A 17732-nucleotide genomic window follows, 5' to 3' on the forward strand; every position below is an offset into this window, starting at 1 on the left:
CGGCCGGCCCGCGCGTCACCGTCGGTCTCCCTCCGTCTCGAGGAGCTGCTTGAGCGCGTCGAGCCGCTCCCGCCAGTACGCCTTGAGCTCCGCCGCCCGCTCCGCGCTGCCGACCTTCTCGTGCAGCACGGACAGCCGGGACTTCGTGTCGCCGGCCGGCACGAACCCGACCACGATCCGGGTCGGGCCGCCCGCCCAGTCGGCGCGGAACGTCTTCGGCGCGGTGGCGGTACGCACCCGCACGTCGACGTCGGGCAGCCAGCGGCGGCGTAGCGTCTCGTCGGCGAACGCGGCGAACAGGCGGTCCACCGGCACGGCCACCGTGCGGCTGCCCCCGGCCGAGTACGCGCCGCCGCGCTGCTGGCCGGGGGCGCGCAGGCCGCGCGACTGCTCGTACCCGACGGTGACGGTCTGCGCCCACCAGCCCGGCACCTCGTGGACGGCCACCAGCCAGCGGGCGATCTCGGTGTGGGTGTGTTCGGTCCCGCCCCACTCGTCGAGCAGGCCGAACCACTCCTCCCAGCCCCGCCCGGTGCGCTCGCGCAGCAGGGCGTCCGGGATCCGGGCCACCTGCCCGGCCGTGCCGGCACGGGCCGGCGCTGCCTCGACCGGCGTGGCCGGCGGTTCGGCCGGCCCGCCGGCGGCGCTGCCGGGGGCGGGCGCTGTGGCAGGCGGTTCGACGGCCGGGGTTTCGCCGCCAAGGTCGACGGCCGGAGGTTCGGTTCCGGGTGCGACGACGGCGGGCGGTTCGGCCGGGGCGGCGGGCATCCGGGCCAGCAGGTGCCGGCGGGCGGTGGTGTAGCTCTCGCCGGTCTTGTCCATCCGGGCGCGGACCCGGGCCTTGAAGGCGCGCTGATTGGTCATCACATGCTCCCTGTCAACGGCACGGTCGCAGGGACTCACGCTCCCGCCGACCCCGCCGGAGTGGGGCACGTGGTGGTGCGTCCCGAGGGCTCAGGCCCCCTTTGCCTCCGCGAGGCCGGTGGCGTGAGCACCGGGAGGGAGGTGTGGCGCAGGACGGCGCCGGCCCCATCCTAGCGCCCCGACCGGGTGGTCGGACACCCGTCGCCGCACCACCCGGGTCCGTGTACTTCCCGGCCGTCAGCGCGTCTCGCCGTCCAGGTAGACCCAGCGGCCGTCCTCCCGGACGAACCGGCTGCGCTCGGTCAGCGTGCCCGGCCGGCCGCGCTCCCGGTGGTGCGCCCGGAACTCCACCGTGCCGGTCGTGTCGAACAGGCCGCCCCGCTCGGTGTCGACGATCTCCAGGCCGGTCCAGCGCTCGTCCGGGTCCAGCCGCAGCCGCGCCGGGCGGGTGGAGGAGTGCCAGGTGCGCAGCAGGTACGCGGCGTCCCCGACCGCGAAGGCGGAGTAGCGGGAGCGCATGAGCGTCTCGGCGGTCGGCGCGTCGACCTCGCCCCGGTGCAGCCGGCCGCAGCACTCCGGGTAGGGCATGCCCGAGCCGCACGGGCAGGTTCCGACCGGGCCGGCCCGCTCTCCACGCTTCGCCATGGTGGTCATCTTTCCGCGCGGAGGAGAGCGTGGCCGGCCAGGGGTGGCGTGGTCGTCCCGGGTAGCCGGCGGCTGCCGGTGTTTTCCGCAGGTGCCCGGTGGGCATCGCTACGGATTATGGACACCGGATCTCTGCTGGGCGGGCGGTACCGGCTGCGGGAGCGGCTGGGCGCGGGCGGCATGTCGGTGGTCTGGCGGGCCCACGACGAGGTGCTGGGGCGGGACGTCGCGGTCAAGGTGCTCTCGTCCGACCTGGCCGCCGACCCGCAGCTGCTGGACCGCATTCGCGCGGAGGCCCGCGCGGCCGCCCGGCTGCGCCATCCGAACATCGTGGCCGTGTACGACTACGGCGACGCGACCGGCGACGGTGCCCCGTTGCCGTACGTGGTGATGGAGGTGGTCGAGGGGCGGTCGCTGGCGGAGCTGCTCACCGGCGGCGCGTTGCCGTGGCGGGTGGCCGTGCTGATCGGCGCCCAGGTCGCCGCCGCGCTCGCCGCGGCACACGAACAGGGTGTGGTCCACCGTGATGTCACACCCGGCAACGTGGTGGTCGCCGGCGCCGGGGTGCGGCTGGTCGACTTCGGCATCTCGGCGACGTCGGGGGAGTCCGAGGCCGGCGGCCAGTTGTACGGCACGCCGGCGTACCTGGCGCCGGAGCGGTTGGAGCGCGGCGCCGTACGGCCCGCCACCGACGTGTACGCCCTCGGCCTGCTGCTGTACCGCGCCCTGGCCGGCCGGCTGCCGTGGCAGGCCGCCACCACCACACAGATGCTGACCGCCCACCGCTACCAGGAGCCGGCGCCACTGCCGGGGATCGCCGACCTGCCGCCCGAGGTGGGTGACCTGTGCCGGCGATGCCTGGACAAGGACCCGGACCGGCGCCCTTCGGCGGCCGACGTCGCGGAGGCCCTCGGTTCCGTGGCGGGCCTGGCTCCCGCCACCCTCCTGCTGCCCCAGGCCGGCGACGCCGGTGCGGCCACCCGGACCCGTACCGCGGTGGACCTGCCGGGCCGGGTCGCCGCCGCTGCGGCCTGGTGGGCGGGCCGCCCCCTGGACGCGCCGCTGCGTCGCTGGCGGCACATGCCGTCCGCCCGGCGGGCGGCTGTCGCGGGCACCGGTGCCGCCGCCCTGGTGGCCGCCGGCGTCGTGGTGGCGGCGCCGTTCTCGGCTGACACCGGCCGGGCAGACCGGACGCTGGCTGCCCCGCCGGCGGCCGTGGCGGCGCTGGGAGAGCGCGCGCCGGAGTGCACCGTCGAATACACCGTCCGTCGGGCCGCCGACGGCCGGTTCGCCGCGGCGGTCAGCGTCGCCAACACCGGAACCGTCCCGTTCCGCGCCGGCCGGCTCACCTTCGCCCTCCCCGGTGAACAGCGGCTCCTACGGGGCTCACCCGGTGGTTGGCGGCAGGCGGGCAACTCGGTGCAGGCGCGAATCGGTGAGCTGCCGGCGGCGACGTCCCGTACGGCGACCGTGGAGGGGACCTACCGGGGTGTGAACTCCCTGCCGGGCCGGTTCCAGCTCGACGGCGCGACCTGTGGCTCCGTGCTCTCCGTGGCCGGCCAGAACACCCCGGCCGAGAAGGACGACGACAAGAAGGATGGCAAAAAGGACGACAAGGACGACGAGAAGCAGGACGAGGAGAAGGACGACGACTGAGGCCGTTGGGCGGGGAGGGTCCGCTCCGGATCACGGCACCCGGGTGGCGGAGACGATCACGTTGTCGACGTAGCTGCGGCGGTCGGGGTCGAAGCGGCCGCCGCAGGTGACGAGGCGCAGGCCGGCGGCGGTACTCGGGCCGTAGACCAGGGCGGTGGGGAACCGTTCCTTCGGGTACGCGGCGACGCCGTCGACGGCGAAGGTGGCGACGCTCCGGTCGGCGCGGGCGATCCGGACGGTGTCACCGGGGCGCAGCCGCCCCAGGTCGAAGAAGACCGCCGGACCGGCGGTGGTGTCGACGTGGCCGACGACGACGGCGTTGCCGGTCTCGCCGGGCGTGACGCCGTGTCGGTACCACCCGGCGATGCCCGGCCGGTCCAGCGGCGGCACCTCGAGTTCCCCGCGGGCGTCGGCGCCGACCGGTACGAGCCGCGCCCGCACCCCGATCGACGGGATGCGGACCTCGACGGGTTCGGCCCGGGGCAGGGGCGGCAGCGGGGTCGCGGGGCGTGCGCCGGCCGGGGCGTCGCCCGGCCGGGGCCGGGGCGGGGACGCCGGAAGTCCGCTGGTCAGCAGGCCCAGTCCGGCGGCGGCGAGCAGGGCGACGACTCGGACCGCCCAGCCGGGCCGGCGTCGGGACACCTCCCACCTCCGTACGCGCGTCGCCCGGGTGCCCGCGCCGGCGGCTCGCCGGGCGGGCACCCGTATCCAGGGATGGACGGGCCCGGTTCAGCCGGTCGCGGCGGTGACCGCGTGCCGGCGGCGGCGGGCCAGGATGAGCGCGCCGCCGGCCGCGGAGCCGAGGAGCGCGACCCCCGCGGCGACGGAGCCGGTGCGGTCACCGGGCGTGCCGCCCCCGGCCTGGGCACCGCCGATCGGGGTGACCGTGAACGTGGCCGTGCCGGCGGCGCTTCCGTCGCCGCAGGTTGCGGTCACCGTGTACGTGCCGAGCGTGAAGCCGGCGGTGAAGAGTTCCGCGCTGAGCCCGCCGCCGGCCGCGGCCGTGGTGGAGCGGACGTTGATGTCACGGTTGGGGCCGGTGACGCGGAAGATCGCGTCGCCGGACTTCGGGTTGCAGGTGGTGGCGGTGAGGATGACCGTTCCGCCCACCGGTGTGGTGGCCGGCGACACGATCGTCCCGCCCGCCGGTGTGGTGGCCGGCGACACGGTCGTCTCCGCCCACGCGGCGCCGGGCAGCAGGAGCGTGCCGAGGCCGACGCCGACCGCCGCCGACACGAGGACTGTCTTCGCCTTCATACGCGTCTTCCCTCACTCTTCGTCCGCAGTTGGGTGGGACGTCGTTCGGGTGGCCAACTCCGCGACTAGCACCGGTGTGCCCAACACTAGGAGGGTTGGGCCCTCGATCCGGTGAAAATGAGAAATCCTCGTTGCCGTCACGTGTCCACCCGCGAGGCGGAGGCAGCAGCGGATATGCCGGGACGGGGCGTGCGCGTGGCTTGCTCCGGTCGATGCCGCCCGGGGCCGGGCGGTCACCCGTGGGCCGATGGCCCGGAATGACCCGATGCCGCCGGCCCGGCGGTGTCGGTACCGCCGGACCGCGCGAAGCCGCCGGCATCGAGTGGACCAAGGCCGTCGGTCGGCCCCCGGCGTCCGTGTGGCAGCGTGGACGGGTGCACACCGCCGCGCCCGTCGACGTCGACCTCGCCCTGGTCGGCGGCGGGGGCGCCGCGTCGCTCGTGCTCGCCGCCCTCGACCGGCACCGCGTGCGCGGCCTGCGGGTCGCGGTCGTCGACCCGGTGCACCGCCGCGGCCAGGACCGCACCTGGGCGTTCTGGGGCCGGCCCGACGACGACCTCGATCCGCTGCTCGCGGCGAGCTGGTCGCAGGTAGAGGTGGCGACGCCGGCGCGGCGCCGCGTCCTGGACCTCACCCCGCTGCGGTACGCCATGCTGCGCTCGGGCCCGGTCTACGACCGGGCTGCCGCCGCCGAGCAGCGCCTCGACGTGATCCGCGTCGTCGCCCCGGCGGAGGCCCTCGACGACGACGGCGAAAGCGTCACCGTGCACGCGGCCGGGTCGACGTTCCGGGCGTCCTGGGTGCTCGACTCGCGTCCCCGCCCGCCCCGGCGGCCGGGGCGCACCAACTGGCTCCAGCACTTCCGGGGGTGGTGGGTGGCGGCCGACCGGCCGGTGTTCGACCCGCGGCGGGCGGTGCTGATGGACTTCCGAACCCCGCAGCCGGCGCGGGGCGTCTCCTTCGGGTACGTGCTTCCGGTCAGTGACCGGTACGCGCTCGTGGAGTACACCGAGTTCACCCCCGGCCTGCTCACCGACTCCGGTTACGACACGGCGCTGGTGGCGTACCGGGATCTGCTGGGCCTGGATCCGGCCCGGCTGACCGTACGGGAGGTCGAGAACGGGGTGATCCCGATGACCGACGGCCCGTTCGAGCCCCGGCCCTCGCCCCGGGTGGTACGCCTCGGCACCGCGGGCGGCGCCACCCGCCCGTCCACCGGCTTCACGTTCTCCGCCATGCACCGCCAGGCCGACCAGGTGGCCCGTGCGCTGGCCGCCGGCCGGCCGCCGGTGCCGGCGCCCGCGTACCCCCGCCGTCACCTGTGGATGGACGCGGTCGCACTGCGGGCGCTGGACCGGGGCGGCGTGGGCGGCCCCGACTTCTTCGACCGGCTGTTCGACCGCAACCCGCCGGAGCGGGTGCTGCGCTTCCTCGACGGCGCCACCACGCCGGCCGAGGAGGTCGCGGTGATGAGCTCCACGCGCCTGCTGCCGATGGTCGCCGCGACCGCCGGTGACGCCGCCGCCCGGCTCCGGGACCGCCTGGTGCCGTCCCGCCGCCGGGCGACGTGGACCGTACCTCCGCCCGTCACGGGCGCCCCGCCGATCCGGGCCTCCCGCTCCGACGGCTGACACCGTCGCCGGCCCTCGTGGTCGTCGGCCGGCTTTCCCGCGGCCCGGCGTCGAGGAACCGACATGGAAATGAAATGCGCGGATGACAACCGCTGCCGTGGTCGTCGCGTTGCGCATTGACCCGGATCTGACCGAACGGATGACAACGGAAGGGCCCCGTTACGGCAAGGAGCCGGTGCCGTTGCCAAACCGTTGTGGATGCATGACAACCGATCCGGCCGTTATCCGAACGATTCTTTTCGCCCTTTCGAATTCGCTTATCGTCGGCGCAGATGGCAGTTCCGCAGACGAAGGGGCCCGCGATGAGCGACATGTCCCACCCGCCGTCCCTCTCCCTGGCGGGGGAGCCGACCGAGCCGGTGGCGGAGGTGAACTCGCCCGCCGACACCCCGGCCGGCGCCGCAAACCGTGACATCGTCGGCCGTTCACCCGGCCAGCTCGCCTGGCTCCGGCTCAAGCGGGACCGGACCGCCCTGCTCAGCGCGGTCACGCTGGTCGTCGCCATGGTCGTGGCGCTCGCCGCCCCGCTGCTGAAGTGGCTCACCGGCATCGATCCGACGGACAAGTTCGTCGACCGGTTGAACGATTTCGGGATGCCGCTCGGTTACGCCGGCGGGATCAGTGCCGACCATTTGCTCGGACTCGAACCGGGCAGCGGTCGGGACATCCTCATGCAACTGGTCTACGGCCTGCGTACGTCATTGTTCATCGCTTTCGTCTCGGCGTTGCTGGCGTCGCTGATCGGGGTGGCCGTCGGCGTCGTCGCGGGGTACGCCCGGGGCTGGCTCGACGGTCTCGTCAACTGGTTCATCGACGTGACCCTGGCCTTTCCGTTCCTCATCTTCGCCCTCGCCGTCATCCCGATCGTCGAGGACCGCTTCTTCACCGAGCGGGAGGCGCCGCCCCCGAGTTTCCGGATCGCCCTCATCGTGGCCACGTTCGGGCTGTTCAGCTGGACGTACACGGCGCGGCTGGTTCGTGGCCAGGTCATCTCGCTGCGGGAGCGGGAGTTCGTCGACGCGGCGCGGGCCGCCGGCGCCGGGACCGGCCACCTCCTGCTGCGCCAGTTCCTGCCGAACATCTGGGCGCCGATCCTGGTCACGCTGTCGCTGAACGTGCCGCAGTTCATCGCCATCGAGGCGGCCCTGGCGTTCGTCAACATCGGCGTCACCGAACCCACCCCGGACCTGGGTCGCATGATCTACAACAGCATCGGCTACGTGGCGAGCGACCCGTGGTACACGCTCTTTCCCGGATTGACGATCTTCATTCTCGTCCTGGCGTTCAACCTCTTCGGTGACGCGCTGCGGGACGCCCTGGACCCCCGGTCCACCCGGTAACCGAAATCCGATCACCAACCGTTCGCCCGGCGGACGGCGGGCCTCGCGCGGCCCGGGCCGGGCAAGAAGGGAGAAGCACCGTGCGTAGAAAGATCCGGACACTGTCGATCGGTGTCCTGTCCGTGGCGCTGGTCGCCACGGGATGCACCCGGACCACCGAGGACGGCGGCACCGGCAACGGCAACGAGGAAGCGAAGACCCAGACCGGCTCGATCTCGTACGAGGCGGCCGACAACCAGGGCCCGGCGAAGGCCGTCGAGGGCGCCACCAAGGGCGGGACCATCACCGTCCTGCGGGAATTCGACTTCGAGCACCTCGACCCGGCCCGCAACTACGTCAACGTCCAGCAGTTGACCACCGGCCTCATCTACCGGTCCCTGACCGGCTACAAGGAGAACGGCACCGGCGAGATGCTCCTCGTCGGCGACCTGGCCCGGGATCCCGGCAAGGACGTCAACGGCGACTGCAAGGTCTGGGAGTTCACCCTCCGCGACGGGCTGAAGTACGAGGACGGCTCGCCGGTCACCTCGAAGGACGTCGCGCACGGTGTCGCGCGGTCGTTCGCCCCGCAGCTCAACGAGGGACCCCACTACATCCAGCAGTGGCTCTACCCCGGCGGCGAGTACAACGCCACCTACAAGGGGCCGTACGACGGCGGCAAACCGGCGCCGGACGGGGTGGAGACGCCGGACGACAAGACGATCCGGTTCACCTTCCCCGAGCCGCACTGCGACATGCCTTACGCCGCCGCGATGGCCACCACCGCGCCGGTGCCCGCGGCCAAGGACACGAAGACCAACTACGACCTGCGGCCCTTCTCCTCCGGGCCGTACAAGGTGAAGTCCTACCAGCGGGACGTGGCGCTGGAGCTCGAGCGCAACCCGAACTGGGACCCGGACAGCGACCCGCTGCGCACCGCGTACCCGGACGGCTTCCGGTTCACGTTCGGCCTGGAGGCGGCACAGATCGCCGAGCGTCTCGTCGCCGACGCCCCCGCCGACCAGACCGCGTTCACCTGGACCGACGTGCCGCCCGCGGTACTGTCCCGGACCACGACCGGCCCGGTGGCCGAGCGGGTGGTCAAGGGCCCGACGCAGTACACCTGGGTGCTCAACATCAACACCCAGCGGGTCACCGACCTCAACATCCGCAAGGCGCTGAACTACGCGGTGGACAAGGACGCGGCGCTCAAGGCGATCGGCGGCCAGGCCGCCGGCACGCCGGCCACCACGCTCATGTCGCCCACGACGGCCGGGTTCAAGCAGTACGACGCCTTCGGCGTGCCGCCCACCGGTGACGCGCAGAAGGCGAAGGATCTGCTGGGCGGGCGGACGCCGGAGCTGGTGCTGGCACACGCCAACACCGAGCTGCGCACCCAGCAGGCCGAGGCGATCCGGAAGAGCCTCACCGAGCGGGGCTTCAAGATCACCATGAAGTCGATCGAGTCGTCGAGCTACTACGACGAGGTCGGCCGGAAGAACAACCCGTACGACCTGTACCTCGGTGGTTGGGGCTCCGACTGGCCGACCGGCTCGACCATCATCCCGCCGCTGTACGACGGCCGGGAGATCGGGCCGGAGGGCAACCAGAACCTGTCCTACCTCAACGACGCGGGTATCAGCGCCGAGATCGACCGGGTGCGGAAGCTGCCCGCGGCCGAACAGGACGCGGAGTGGATGAAGCTCGACGAAAAGATCATGCGTGAGTTCGTGCCGGTCATCCCGGTCTACTACGACGCCACGTACGTGCTGCACGGCTCCAAGGTCGGCAACGCCTTCCTCAGCGACGCCTTCGGCGCCATCCAGGTCAACACCATCCACGTCAAGCAGTGACATCCCGGGTGGGGAGCGGCTCGTCCGCTCCCCACCCGCAGCCCGAGAGGTTCGACGGATGCTCCGTTTCATCGTCCGGCGGCTGCTCGTCGCGGTCGTCACCCTCATCGTCATCAGCCTGGTCACCTTCGGGCTCTTCTTCGCGGTGCCCAGCAGCCCGGCCAAGGTGATGTGCGGCAAGAACTGCACCGCCGAGGACATCGCCCAGGTGGAGGAGCGGCTGGGCATCCGTGACCCGCTGCCGGAGCAGTACACCAACTTCGTCAGCGGGATCTTCGTCGGCCGTACCTTCGGCTCGGGCGACTTCGAACGCGAGTGCCCGGCGCCCTGCCTGGGGTACTCGTTCCGCAATGACCAGCCGGTGACCGAGATCGTCACCCAGCGCGCCCCGGTCACCTTCAGCATCGTCTTCGGCGCGGCCGCCATCTGGATCCTGCTCGGCGTGACCCTCGGCATGATCTCCGCGCTGCGCCGCGGCACGGTCTTCGACCGCCTCGCCATCGGGGTCAGCCTCGCCGGCGCCTCCATGCAGGTCTACTTCTTCGGCCTCATCCTGCTCTACCTGCTCGTGTACGCGACCGGCCTGCTGCCCTTCCCGACCTACACGCCACTGACCGAGAACCCGGCGAAGTGGGCGCTCGGCCTCCTGTTGCCCTGGATGACCCTGGGCTTCCTCAACTCGGCGCTGTACGCCCGGCTGTCCCGGGCGCAGATGCTGGAGACCCTGTCCGAGGACTTCGTCCGGACCGCCCGCGCCAAGGGCCTGCCGCTGCGCCGGGTGCACACCCGGCACGCCCTGCGGGCGGCGATCACCCCGATCGTGACCATCGCCGGCCTCGACATCGGCACCGCGCTGGGCGGCACGTTCATCACCGAGACCATCTTCGGCCTGCAAGGGCTCGGCAAGGCCACCGTCGAGGCGGTGCAGTACCTGAACCTGCCGGTGGTCATGGCCACCGTGCTGCTGGCCGCCATCTTCATCGTGATCGCCAACATCGTCGTCGACGTGCTGTACGCGGTCATCGACCCACGGGTGCGACTGAGCTGACGAGGAGAGACCAAATGACCACCAGCACCGTGCCGGCCGGCCACCGGTCCGGCCCCTACCTCCAGGTGGAGGACCTGCGGGTGTGGTTCGACACCGCCGACGGCGTGGTCCGGGCGGTCGACGGGGTGTCGTTCGCCGTCGAGCAGGGGCGCACCCTCGGCATCGTCGGCGAGTCCGGATCCGGCAAGAGCGTGACGTCCCTGGCGATCCTGGGCCTGCACGACCCCCGCCGCACCCGGCTCTCCGGGCGGATCCTGCTCGCCGGACGCGACCTCGTGCGGATGTCCGAAGAGGAGGTGCGCCGGTTGCGGGGCCGGGACATGGCGATGGTCTTCCAGGATCCGTTGTCGGCGTTGCATCCGTACTACTCGGTGGGGCGGCAGATCGCTGAGGCGTACCGGGTGCATCATCCGGATGCCGGGCGGCGGGAGGTGCGGCGGCGGGCGGTGGACATGCTGGGCCGGGTGGGGATTCCGCAGCCGGGGCGCCGGTTCGATCAGTATCCGCATGAGTTTTCGGGTGGGATGCGGCAGCGGGTGATGATCGCGATGGCGTTGGTGAACGATCCGGATCTGGTGATCGCGGATGAGCCGACGACGGCGTTGGATGTGACGGTGCAGGCGCAGATTCTGGATCTGCTCGCGGATCTGCAGGCGGAGTTCCGGTCGGCGATCGTTTTGATCACGCATGACCTGGGGGTGGTGTCCCAGGTGGCGGATGAGGTGTTGGTGATGTACGGCGGTCGGGGGGTGGAGCACGGGGGTGTGGAGCAGGTGTTGCGGCGGCCGCAGCATCCGTACACGTGGGGGTTGTTGTCGAGCGTGCCGTCGTTGCACGGTGACGCGGCGGCGGACCTGGTGCCGATCCCGGGCAATCCGCCGTCGTTGATCAACCTGCCGTCGGGGTGTGCGTTCCATCCCCGCTGCCGCTACGCGGGCCGCAACGGGAACCGCTCGTTCAGCGAGGTGCCGGAGCTGCGGCAGGTGCGGGAGCGGGGGCACCTGGTGGCCTGCCACTTGCCGGAGGCCGAGCGGCAGCACATCTACCGTGACGAGGTCGCCGAGGTGGGGGTGGCGCGATGAGCGTGCCGGAGCAGGTCGTGCGGGTGGCGCAGGACCAGGAGCCGTTGTTGCGGGTGCGGGGGTTGACCAAGCATTTCCCGGTGCGGACGGGGTTGCGGGCGGCGGGGTTGGTGCGCGCGGTCGACGGGGTGGACTTCGAGGTGCGGGCTGGGGAGACGCTGGGTCTGGTGGGGGAGTCCGGGTGTGGGAAGACGACGACGGGTCGGATGTTGGTGCGGTTGTTGGAGCCGACCGCCGGGTCGATCGAGTTCGCGGGGCGGGACATCACGCATCTGGGTCGGCGTGGGTTGCGGCCGTTGCGGCAGCAGCTGCAGATCATCTTCCAGGACCCGTACGCGTCGTTGAACCCGCGGCACACGGTGGGGCGGATCGTGGCGATGCCGTTGCAGGTCAACCGGATCACCCCGCCCGGCGGGACCAGGGCCCGGGTGCGGGAGCTGCTGGAACTGGTGGGGTTGAACCCGGAGCACTACAACCGGTATCCGCACGAGTTCTCCGGCGGGCAGCGGCAGCGCATCGGTATCGCCCGCGCGCTGGCGTTGCAGCCGAGGCTGATCGTGGCTGACGAGCCGGTGTCGGCGTTGGACGTCTCGATCCAGGCGCAGGTGGTCAACCTGCTGCGTGACCTGCAACGTGACCTGGGGCTGGCGTTCGTGTTCATCGCCCACGACCTGGCCGTGGTGCGGCACTTCTGCCACCGGGTCGCGGTGATGTACCTGGGTCGGGTGGTGGAGATCGGCGACCGCACCGACATCTACGAACGCCCCCAGCACCCCTACACGCGGGCCCTGCTGTCGGCGATCCCGGACGTGACCCGCCTCGGCCCGGCCGGACGCATCCGCCTGTCCGGCGACGTGCCCACACCCCTGGACCCGCCGTCGGGCTGCCGCTTCCGCACCCGCTGCTGGAAAGCCCGCGACATCTGCGCCACCCAGGAACCCGACCTCACCCCCCGCGACGGCGGCCGGCAGGCCACCGCCTGCCACTTCCCCGAAACCGGACCCCTCACCGCTCCGGGCGAGCCCGCGCCGGTCGCCGGAACGGCGGCCCCGGCCGGTGCGAGTCCCGCGACCGAGCCGGCGGGGTAACCTGCCTCCTCTGAAACGCCGGGCGCTGGGCCGGGCCGCGCCGCGCGGCCCGGTCTCACTCCCGGTTCGGGTCGGTGGTGCCGGAGACCTCCGCCACGTCGTACCCGGCGCGGCTGACCTCCCGCGCCGACCGCCGGTCCTCGGCGGGCAGGTCCTCGAAGTCGTCGCCGACGTCCTCGGTGGTGTGCAGGGACTCACCCGGCGGCCGCAGCGACGCCTCCATCGCGGTGGCGCCGTCCGGCTCGTCGGTGTCGGCCAGGTCGAAACGGTGTTGGTCGGTCATGGCGCTCTCCTGCCCCGTCAGGCTCGACGGAAACGTCAGCGGGCGGCGTCCGGGTGGCCCGGCATGCCGGACCCGCCGCTGCTGCTGCCCGAGGACCCCCCGGCCACGCCGGACCCGTCGTCCTCGGTCACGATGTCCGGTTTCGTCGTCGTCCCGTCCGGCGGCGGCACGTCGGTGTCCGCGTCGACCTGGACCAGCCGGGCCTGACCGGCCTCGTCCTCGGCGTGCTCCGGATCGACCGGCTGCTCACCCTGCCGCACTCGGTATCCCACGCCCGTGCCTCCCCGTCGGCGATGGTGACCGTGTCCCGCACCGCCTACCCGGCCCTTCCCGGTGGAAACGTGGACGTCGACCGGTCGCGGTGGGGGCGGTCAGCGAGGGCGGCGCCGCGCCGCGGTCGGCCGGCGGCGGGGGACCGGGGTCAGCGGCAGCGCCGTCCAGTGCGCGGGGCGGGTACGCCCCGGTGGCAGGACGGTGTGCCGGTCACCACGTGCCGCGTCGAGCTGGGACTGGTGCACGAACAGGCTCGCGGACAGGTCGGCCCCGCGCAGGTTGGCTCCGCGCAGGTCCGCGCCGGTCAGGTCGGCGCCGCCCAGGTGCACACCCCGCAGGTCGGCACCGATCAGCAGCGCCCCGCGCAGGTTCGCCCGCCGCAGGTTCACGGTCCGCAGGTCCGCGCCGAACAGGGCGGCCCCGCGCCGGTCCGGGCCGGGTCGGCCGCCCCGGGCGCGCGCGTGGTCCCCGGCGCGGGACAGCAATGGGTTGACCCGTCCCCGGTGCGCGTCGACGTCCAGCGTCCGCAGCGTGTCCGGGTCGCCGCCGGCCAGCCGGTCGGTCTCGGCGAGCGCGTCCGCCAGCGCCGCGCGCAGGTCCGGTGGCGGGTCCAGCGCCAGCGCCTCGGTCAGGTACCAGAGCAGCTCGTGCAGCGGTCGTACGGCGGCGAAGGTGTCGAACATCGCCCGTGCGGTCGCGGCGTCGTCCCGCCAGTCCCGTCCGCCGAACGTCACCCGGGTCACCCGCTGGCCGGCGCCGAAGCAGTCGAAGACGGTGCAGCCCGGGAAGCCGCGGTCGCGCAGGTGCGCGTGGATGCCGCAGCGGGAGTCCGACCCCAGGTGCGGGCAGGGCCGGCCGGCCGGCTTGTCGATCGCGAAGTCCGCCGAGGCCGCGAACGCCGGGGCCACGCAGCAGAGCCCGACGCACCGGGAACAGTCGGCGCGCAGCCTCTCCGGGCCGGTTTCCGACACGCTGACCGTCTTCTCCTGCTGAGGGTTGCCGAACGAACGCCCCATTCTCCCACTCGGCGGGACCTGGACGGACGTCGGGAGATCGTGGAAGAGCGCGGCTCCCTCCGGGGCCGTCATGCCGCCATGCGACCTGCACGGTGCTTGAGGTCAGGCCCGGGAGGGGCCGCGCGGCGCCCGGGGGAGCGGGCGCCGCGCGGCGGGAATCAGAAGGCGAAGAGGGAACCGGTCTCGCGCAGCAGTTCGCAGCGGTTGCCGAAGGTCTCGGCGTACGACACCGGACGGTTCCGCCAGAACCCGACCGCCCGGACGGTCACCGGGGCGTACTCCAGGGTGCAGAGGCCGGTGTTGACGCTCAGCGCGGCCAGGTCGCCGTCGACCGCGGCGACGTCCTGGCAGGCGGACGTGGCGTACGGGTGGGTGCCGCCGGTCGGCTCGCACCGCAGCGCGGCGGCCCGGGGCGCGCCGGTGGTGTGCGGGACGACGCTCAGCAGCAGCACGGAGGTGGTCTGCCCGGTGGGGGCGGCGTGGGCGGGGGTGGCCGCGACGGTGAGCGCGGTCGTGCCGAGGACGGCCGCTGCGGAGAGCGCGGCGATCCGCTGGGCGAGGGGCATCGTGTGTCCTTCCGTCGAGGCCCCGGGTAGGGGCCGGTCGTCGGCCCGGCCGTCGTGTGACCGGGCCGCCGACCACCCTAGGTGGACACTGTGAACCCGCCGCGTAACGGAGTGTTACGTGGGCTCGACCACGGCGGCGACCTCCCGCGCGTCCCCGGGCCGTCCCACCGGCACGCCGGGCCGCGGGCCCGACGACAATCATTTGTGAACTCAATCGACGCAGAGGATTGTGTCCCCGATCACCCTCTGACATTCTCCTGCATGGACGCTGCCAGCGACGGTCGCCAATCCTGGGTGCCGCGCTGCGGCGACGCCTCTTTTCCTGGAGGAACCCTCGTGAAGCGCAGACGTCGCCATCTACTCGCAGGACTAGCGGTCGCCGCTCTCGTGGCGACGACGGGTGCCGCGGGCATCCACTTCACCGGCGCCGAGGTGCCGGCCGCCGCGGCGGTCGGGGACGGCGAGATGCCCAACGCCCTGGGCGCCCATCTGGAGCGGCTGCGGCGGGCGGCGCCCGGCAACGACGGCATGTCCCCGGACGGCCCGGGCGGCGCCGCCCAGCAGGAGTTCCTGGAGCGGGCATACCCGGCGAACGACATCAGCATCGCCGAGGTGGATCGTGCCAAGTCCGCGTACGCGGCGGCGGAGAAGCGGTTCCGGGGCAGCCAGCGCTGGACCAGCGTCGGCCCCAGCGAGGCGTTGTACCCGTTCACCGAGTTCCGCAACGCCTTCAACTACGTGCCCAACGAGTACGTGGCGGGCGGGCGGGTCACCTCGCTGGACATCAGCCCGGACTGCAACCAGCTGCTCTGCCGGGCGTACGCGACCCCGGCCGGCGGCGGTGTCTGGGGAACGTTGAACATTCTCGCCGCCGAGCCGAAGTGGTTCTATCTGGGCGGCCCGCTGGGGATCAACGCGGCCGGCTCGGTCAAGATCGACCGTAACGACAAGACCGGCCTGACGATCTACGTCGGCACCGGCGAGGCGAACACCTGCGGCTCCGGCTGCGTCGCCGGCGTCGGCCTCTACAAGTCCACCAACGGCGGTCTGACCTGGTCGAGTCCGCTCGGTAAGGACGTGCTCTCCGGCAAGGGCATCGCCGAGATCACCATCAAGCCGGGCGACCCGAAGACCATGTACGTCGCCACCACCATCGCGCTGCGCGGCATGTCCAGCTCCTGCTGCACCGGCGTGACCCGGCCGGTGCCGGACGCCGAGAAGTGGGGCCTGTACAAGACCACCGACGGCGGCAAGAACTGGACCTTCCTCCACAACGGCTCGGCCAACGCCGCCGACTGCACCGGCAGCGCCGCCGAGTACGCGAACACCGCCGCCTGCTCCCCGCGCGGCGTCCGCTACGTCAAGCTCGACCCGAAGAACTCCAACATCGTGTACGCCTCGTCGTACGCCCGCGGTGTCTGGCGTTCCCCGGACGCCGGCGCCACCTGGACGCAGATCAAGACCTCGCTGAACCCGGCGGTCTTCCAGACCCGCGCCGCGATCGACGTCACCGCCCTGCCCAACGGCAAGACCCGGATGTACGTCTACGAGGGCAACATCGGCAACCCGTACTCGCGGCTGTTCCGCAGCGACGACGTGGCCGCCGGCGCGCCCACCTTCACCGACCTGACCAGCTCGAACCCGGCCGACCCGGGCTTCGCCACCTACAACCAGTGCACCGGCCAGTGCTGGTACGACGTGTTCGTGCACACCCCGGCCGGGCACCCCGACGTCGTCTACACCGGTGGCTCCTACGTCTACGGCGAGACGGTCGCCCACAAGCGGGCGGTCATCCTCTCCACCGACGCCGGAGTCAGCGGCACCGACATGACCTACGACGGCACCGACGAGCTGCACCCGAACGGCCTGCACCCGGACCAGCACGCGCTGGTGACCAACCCGCGCAACCCGTTCCAGTTCTTCGAGGCCAACGACGGCGGCATCATGCGCTCCACCGGCCAGTTCGTCGACCGCTCGGCCTGGTGCGACAACCCGGACCGCAACCTCACCACCCAGGCCCAGAAGGACCGCTGCAAGCAGATGCTCTCGAAGATCCCCGCCAAGCTGGAGGGCGTCAACAAGGGCATGAACACGCTGCAGTTCATCAGCCTGTCGGTCAGTCCGCATGACGTGAACCTGCTCCAGGGTGGCACGCAGGACAACGGCACCTGGGAGAACAAGGGCGAGCGCCGGCGCTGGGTCAACACGATGATCGGTGACGGTGGCGCCTCCGGCTTCGACGTCGGCAAGCCGGAGTTCCGCTTCCACACCTTCTTCGACGTGTCGCCCGAGGTGAACTTCGACAACGGTGACATCGCCGACTGGATCTGGACCGCGGACCCGATCTACGGCCAGCCGGGCAACCTGTTCTACGCCCCGGTGATCTCCGACCCGAAGGTCAGCGGCACGATGTTCGCCGGCACCGCCCGGACCGTCTACCGCACCAAGACCTTCGGCCTGGGTGACCGGACCCTGGAGGAGGCCAACCGGATCTGCAACACCTGGACCGGTACCTTCGAGGCCCAGTGCGGTGACTGGGCGGAGCTGGGCACCACCCGGCTCACCGACGCCGCCTGGGGCGACCGGGCCGGCGGTGCCGTCTCGGTGGTGCAGCGGGTCGACTCCAACTCGTCGACCGCGTACGCGGCCACCAGCACCGGTCGGGTCTTCGTCACCCAGAACGTCGACGCCGAGCCGGCCTCCGCGGTGACCTGGACCCGGATCGACAACGCCAGCACGCCGGGCCGCTTCGTCACGAGCATCCACGTCGACCCGGCCGACCCGGCCCGGGCATGGGTGTCCTACAGCGGTTTCAACTCGAACACCCCGACCACGCTCGGCCACGCGTTCGAGGTGAAGGTGGCCGGTGCGACGGCGACCTGGACCGACCGGTCGTACAACTTCGGCGACCAGCCGATCACCGACCTGGTCCGGGACGACGTCACCGGTGACCTGTACGCGTCCACCGACTTCGGGGTCCTGCGCCTGGCCAAGGGCTCGACCAGTTGGACCAAGGCGGCCGGTGGCATGCCGAACGTCGAGGTCGCCGGGCTCACCATCGTGCCGGGCAAGCGGATCCTCTACGCCGCCTCACACGGTCTCGGCGCCTGGCAGCTCAAGCTGAAGTAGGTAGACCATCAAAGGCACCAAC

General features: G+C 72.3%; 16 protein-coding genes. 8 read left to right on the forward strand and 8 right to left on the reverse strand.

The genetic code is table 11. The annotated features are described in order from the left end of the window. Positions 1–15: 15 nt before the first annotated feature. Together GKC29_RS29620 and GKC29_RS19065 are read right to left on the reverse strand one after the other, a co-directional pair. On the reverse strand, positions 16–864 hold the full coding sequence (locus GKC29_RS29620; protein ID WP_196255660.1) for a hypothetical protein: 849 nt from the start codon (positions 862–864) through the stop codon (positions 16–18). A 237-nt stretch (positions 865–1101) separates the two neighbouring features. Continuing rightward, on the reverse strand, positions 1102–1509 hold the full coding sequence (locus tag GKC29_RS19065) for a YchJ family protein (protein ID WP_155332111.1): 408 nt from the start codon (positions 1507–1509) through the stop codon (positions 1102–1104). 117 nt (positions 1510–1626) lie between these two features. Between GKC29_RS19065 and GKC29_RS19070 the strand changes: the two genes are divergently transcribed. After that, the gene (locus tag GKC29_RS19070) at positions 1627–3165 is read left to right on the forward strand and encodes a serine/threonine-protein kinase (protein WP_155332112.1); all 1539 of its coding nucleotides are present in this window, start codon (positions 1627–1629) and stop codon (positions 3163–3165) included. A gap of 30 nt (positions 3166–3195) precedes the next feature. On the opposite strand, the gene GKC29_RS19075 is transcribed toward GKC29_RS19070, so the two are convergent. Further along, complete coding sequence (locus GKC29_RS19075; protein ID WP_155332113.1) at positions 3196–3807, reverse strand: class F sortase; 612 nt, start codon at positions 3805–3807, stop codon at positions 3196–3198. 87 nt (positions 3808–3894) lie between these two features. Next, a complete protein-coding gene (locus tag GKC29_RS19080) occupies positions 3895–4422 on the reverse strand; it encodes a hypothetical protein (RefSeq protein ID WP_155332114.1) in 528 nt (175 codons plus the stop codon). 374 nt (positions 4423–4796) lie between these two features. Here GKC29_RS19080 and GKC29_RS19085 point away from each other — a divergent pair, with 374 nt between their 5' ends. From GKC29_RS19085 to GKC29_RS19110, 6 genes are all read left to right on the forward strand, one after another. Continuing rightward, positions 4797–6053, forward strand: coding sequence for a lycopene cyclase family protein (locus GKC29_RS19085; protein WP_196255661.1), 1257 nt, complete (start codon positions 4797–4799; stop codon positions 6051–6053). Positions 6054–6355: 302 nt separating this feature from the next. Further along, positions 6356–7393, forward strand: a complete 1038-nt coding sequence (locus GKC29_RS19090) for an ABC transporter permease (RefSeq protein ID WP_230688712.1) — start codon at positions 6356–6358, stop codon at positions 7391–7393. A gap of 80 nt (positions 7394–7473) precedes the next feature. Continuing rightward, a complete protein-coding gene (locus GKC29_RS19095) occupies positions 7474–9225 on the forward strand; it encodes an ABC transporter substrate-binding protein (protein WP_155332116.1) in 1752 nt (583 codons plus the stop codon). A gap of 58 nt (positions 9226–9283) precedes the next feature. Next, complete coding sequence (locus tag GKC29_RS19100) at positions 9284–10273, forward strand: ABC transporter permease (protein ID WP_155332117.1); 990 nt, start codon at positions 9284–9286, stop codon at positions 10271–10273. Positions 10274–10287: 14 nt separating this feature from the next. Next, positions 10288–11355, forward strand: coding sequence for an ABC transporter ATP-binding protein (locus GKC29_RS19105; RefSeq protein WP_155332118.1), 1068 nt, complete (start codon positions 10288–10290; stop codon positions 11353–11355). Further along, positions 11352–12443, forward strand: coding sequence for an ABC transporter ATP-binding protein (locus tag GKC29_RS19110; RefSeq protein ID WP_155332119.1), 1092 nt, complete (start codon positions 11352–11354; stop codon positions 12441–12443). Before GKC29_RS19105 ends, GKC29_RS19110 begins: the two co-directional genes overlap by 4 nt. A gap of 55 nt (positions 12444–12498) precedes the next feature. Here the strand turns inward: GKC29_RS19110 and GKC29_RS19115 are convergent, their stop codons facing one another. From GKC29_RS19115 to GKC29_RS19130, 4 genes are all read right to left on the reverse strand, one after another. Next, positions 12499–12726 carry a hypothetical protein gene (locus GKC29_RS19115; RefSeq protein WP_155332120.1) on the reverse strand — a complete coding sequence of 76 codons (228 nt, stop codon included), beginning with the start codon at positions 12724–12726 and terminating at the stop codon, positions 12499–12501. Positions 12727–12761: 35 nt separating this feature from the next. Beyond that, a complete protein-coding gene (locus GKC29_RS19120) occupies positions 12762–12998 on the reverse strand; it encodes a preprotein translocase YidC (protein ID WP_155332121.1) in 237 nt (78 codons plus the stop codon). 99 nt (positions 12999–13097) lie between these two features. Then, entirely contained in the window at positions 13098–13970 is an 873-nt protein-coding gene (locus GKC29_RS19125; protein WP_155334236.1) for a pentapeptide repeat-containing protein, read from the reverse strand. A 203-nt stretch (positions 13971–14173) separates the two neighbouring features. Next, positions 14174–14581 carry an SSI family serine proteinase inhibitor gene (locus tag GKC29_RS19130; protein WP_155332122.1) on the reverse strand — a complete coding sequence of 136 codons (408 nt, stop codon included), beginning with the start codon at positions 14579–14581 and terminating at the stop codon, positions 14174–14176. 336 nt (positions 14582–14917) lie between these two features. Here GKC29_RS19130 and GKC29_RS19135 point away from each other — a divergent pair, with 336 nt between their 5' ends. Then, a complete protein-coding gene (locus tag GKC29_RS19135; RefSeq protein WP_155332123.1) occupies positions 14918–17710 on the forward strand; it encodes an exo-alpha-sialidase in 2793 nt (930 codons plus the stop codon). The last annotated feature ends 22 nt before the right edge of the window (positions 17711–17732 follow it).

It is taken from the genome of Micromonospora sp. WMMC415 (genome assembly GCF_009707425.1).
Taxonomy (GTDB): domain Bacteria; phylum Actinomycetota; class Actinomycetes; order Mycobacteriales; family Micromonosporaceae; genus Micromonospora.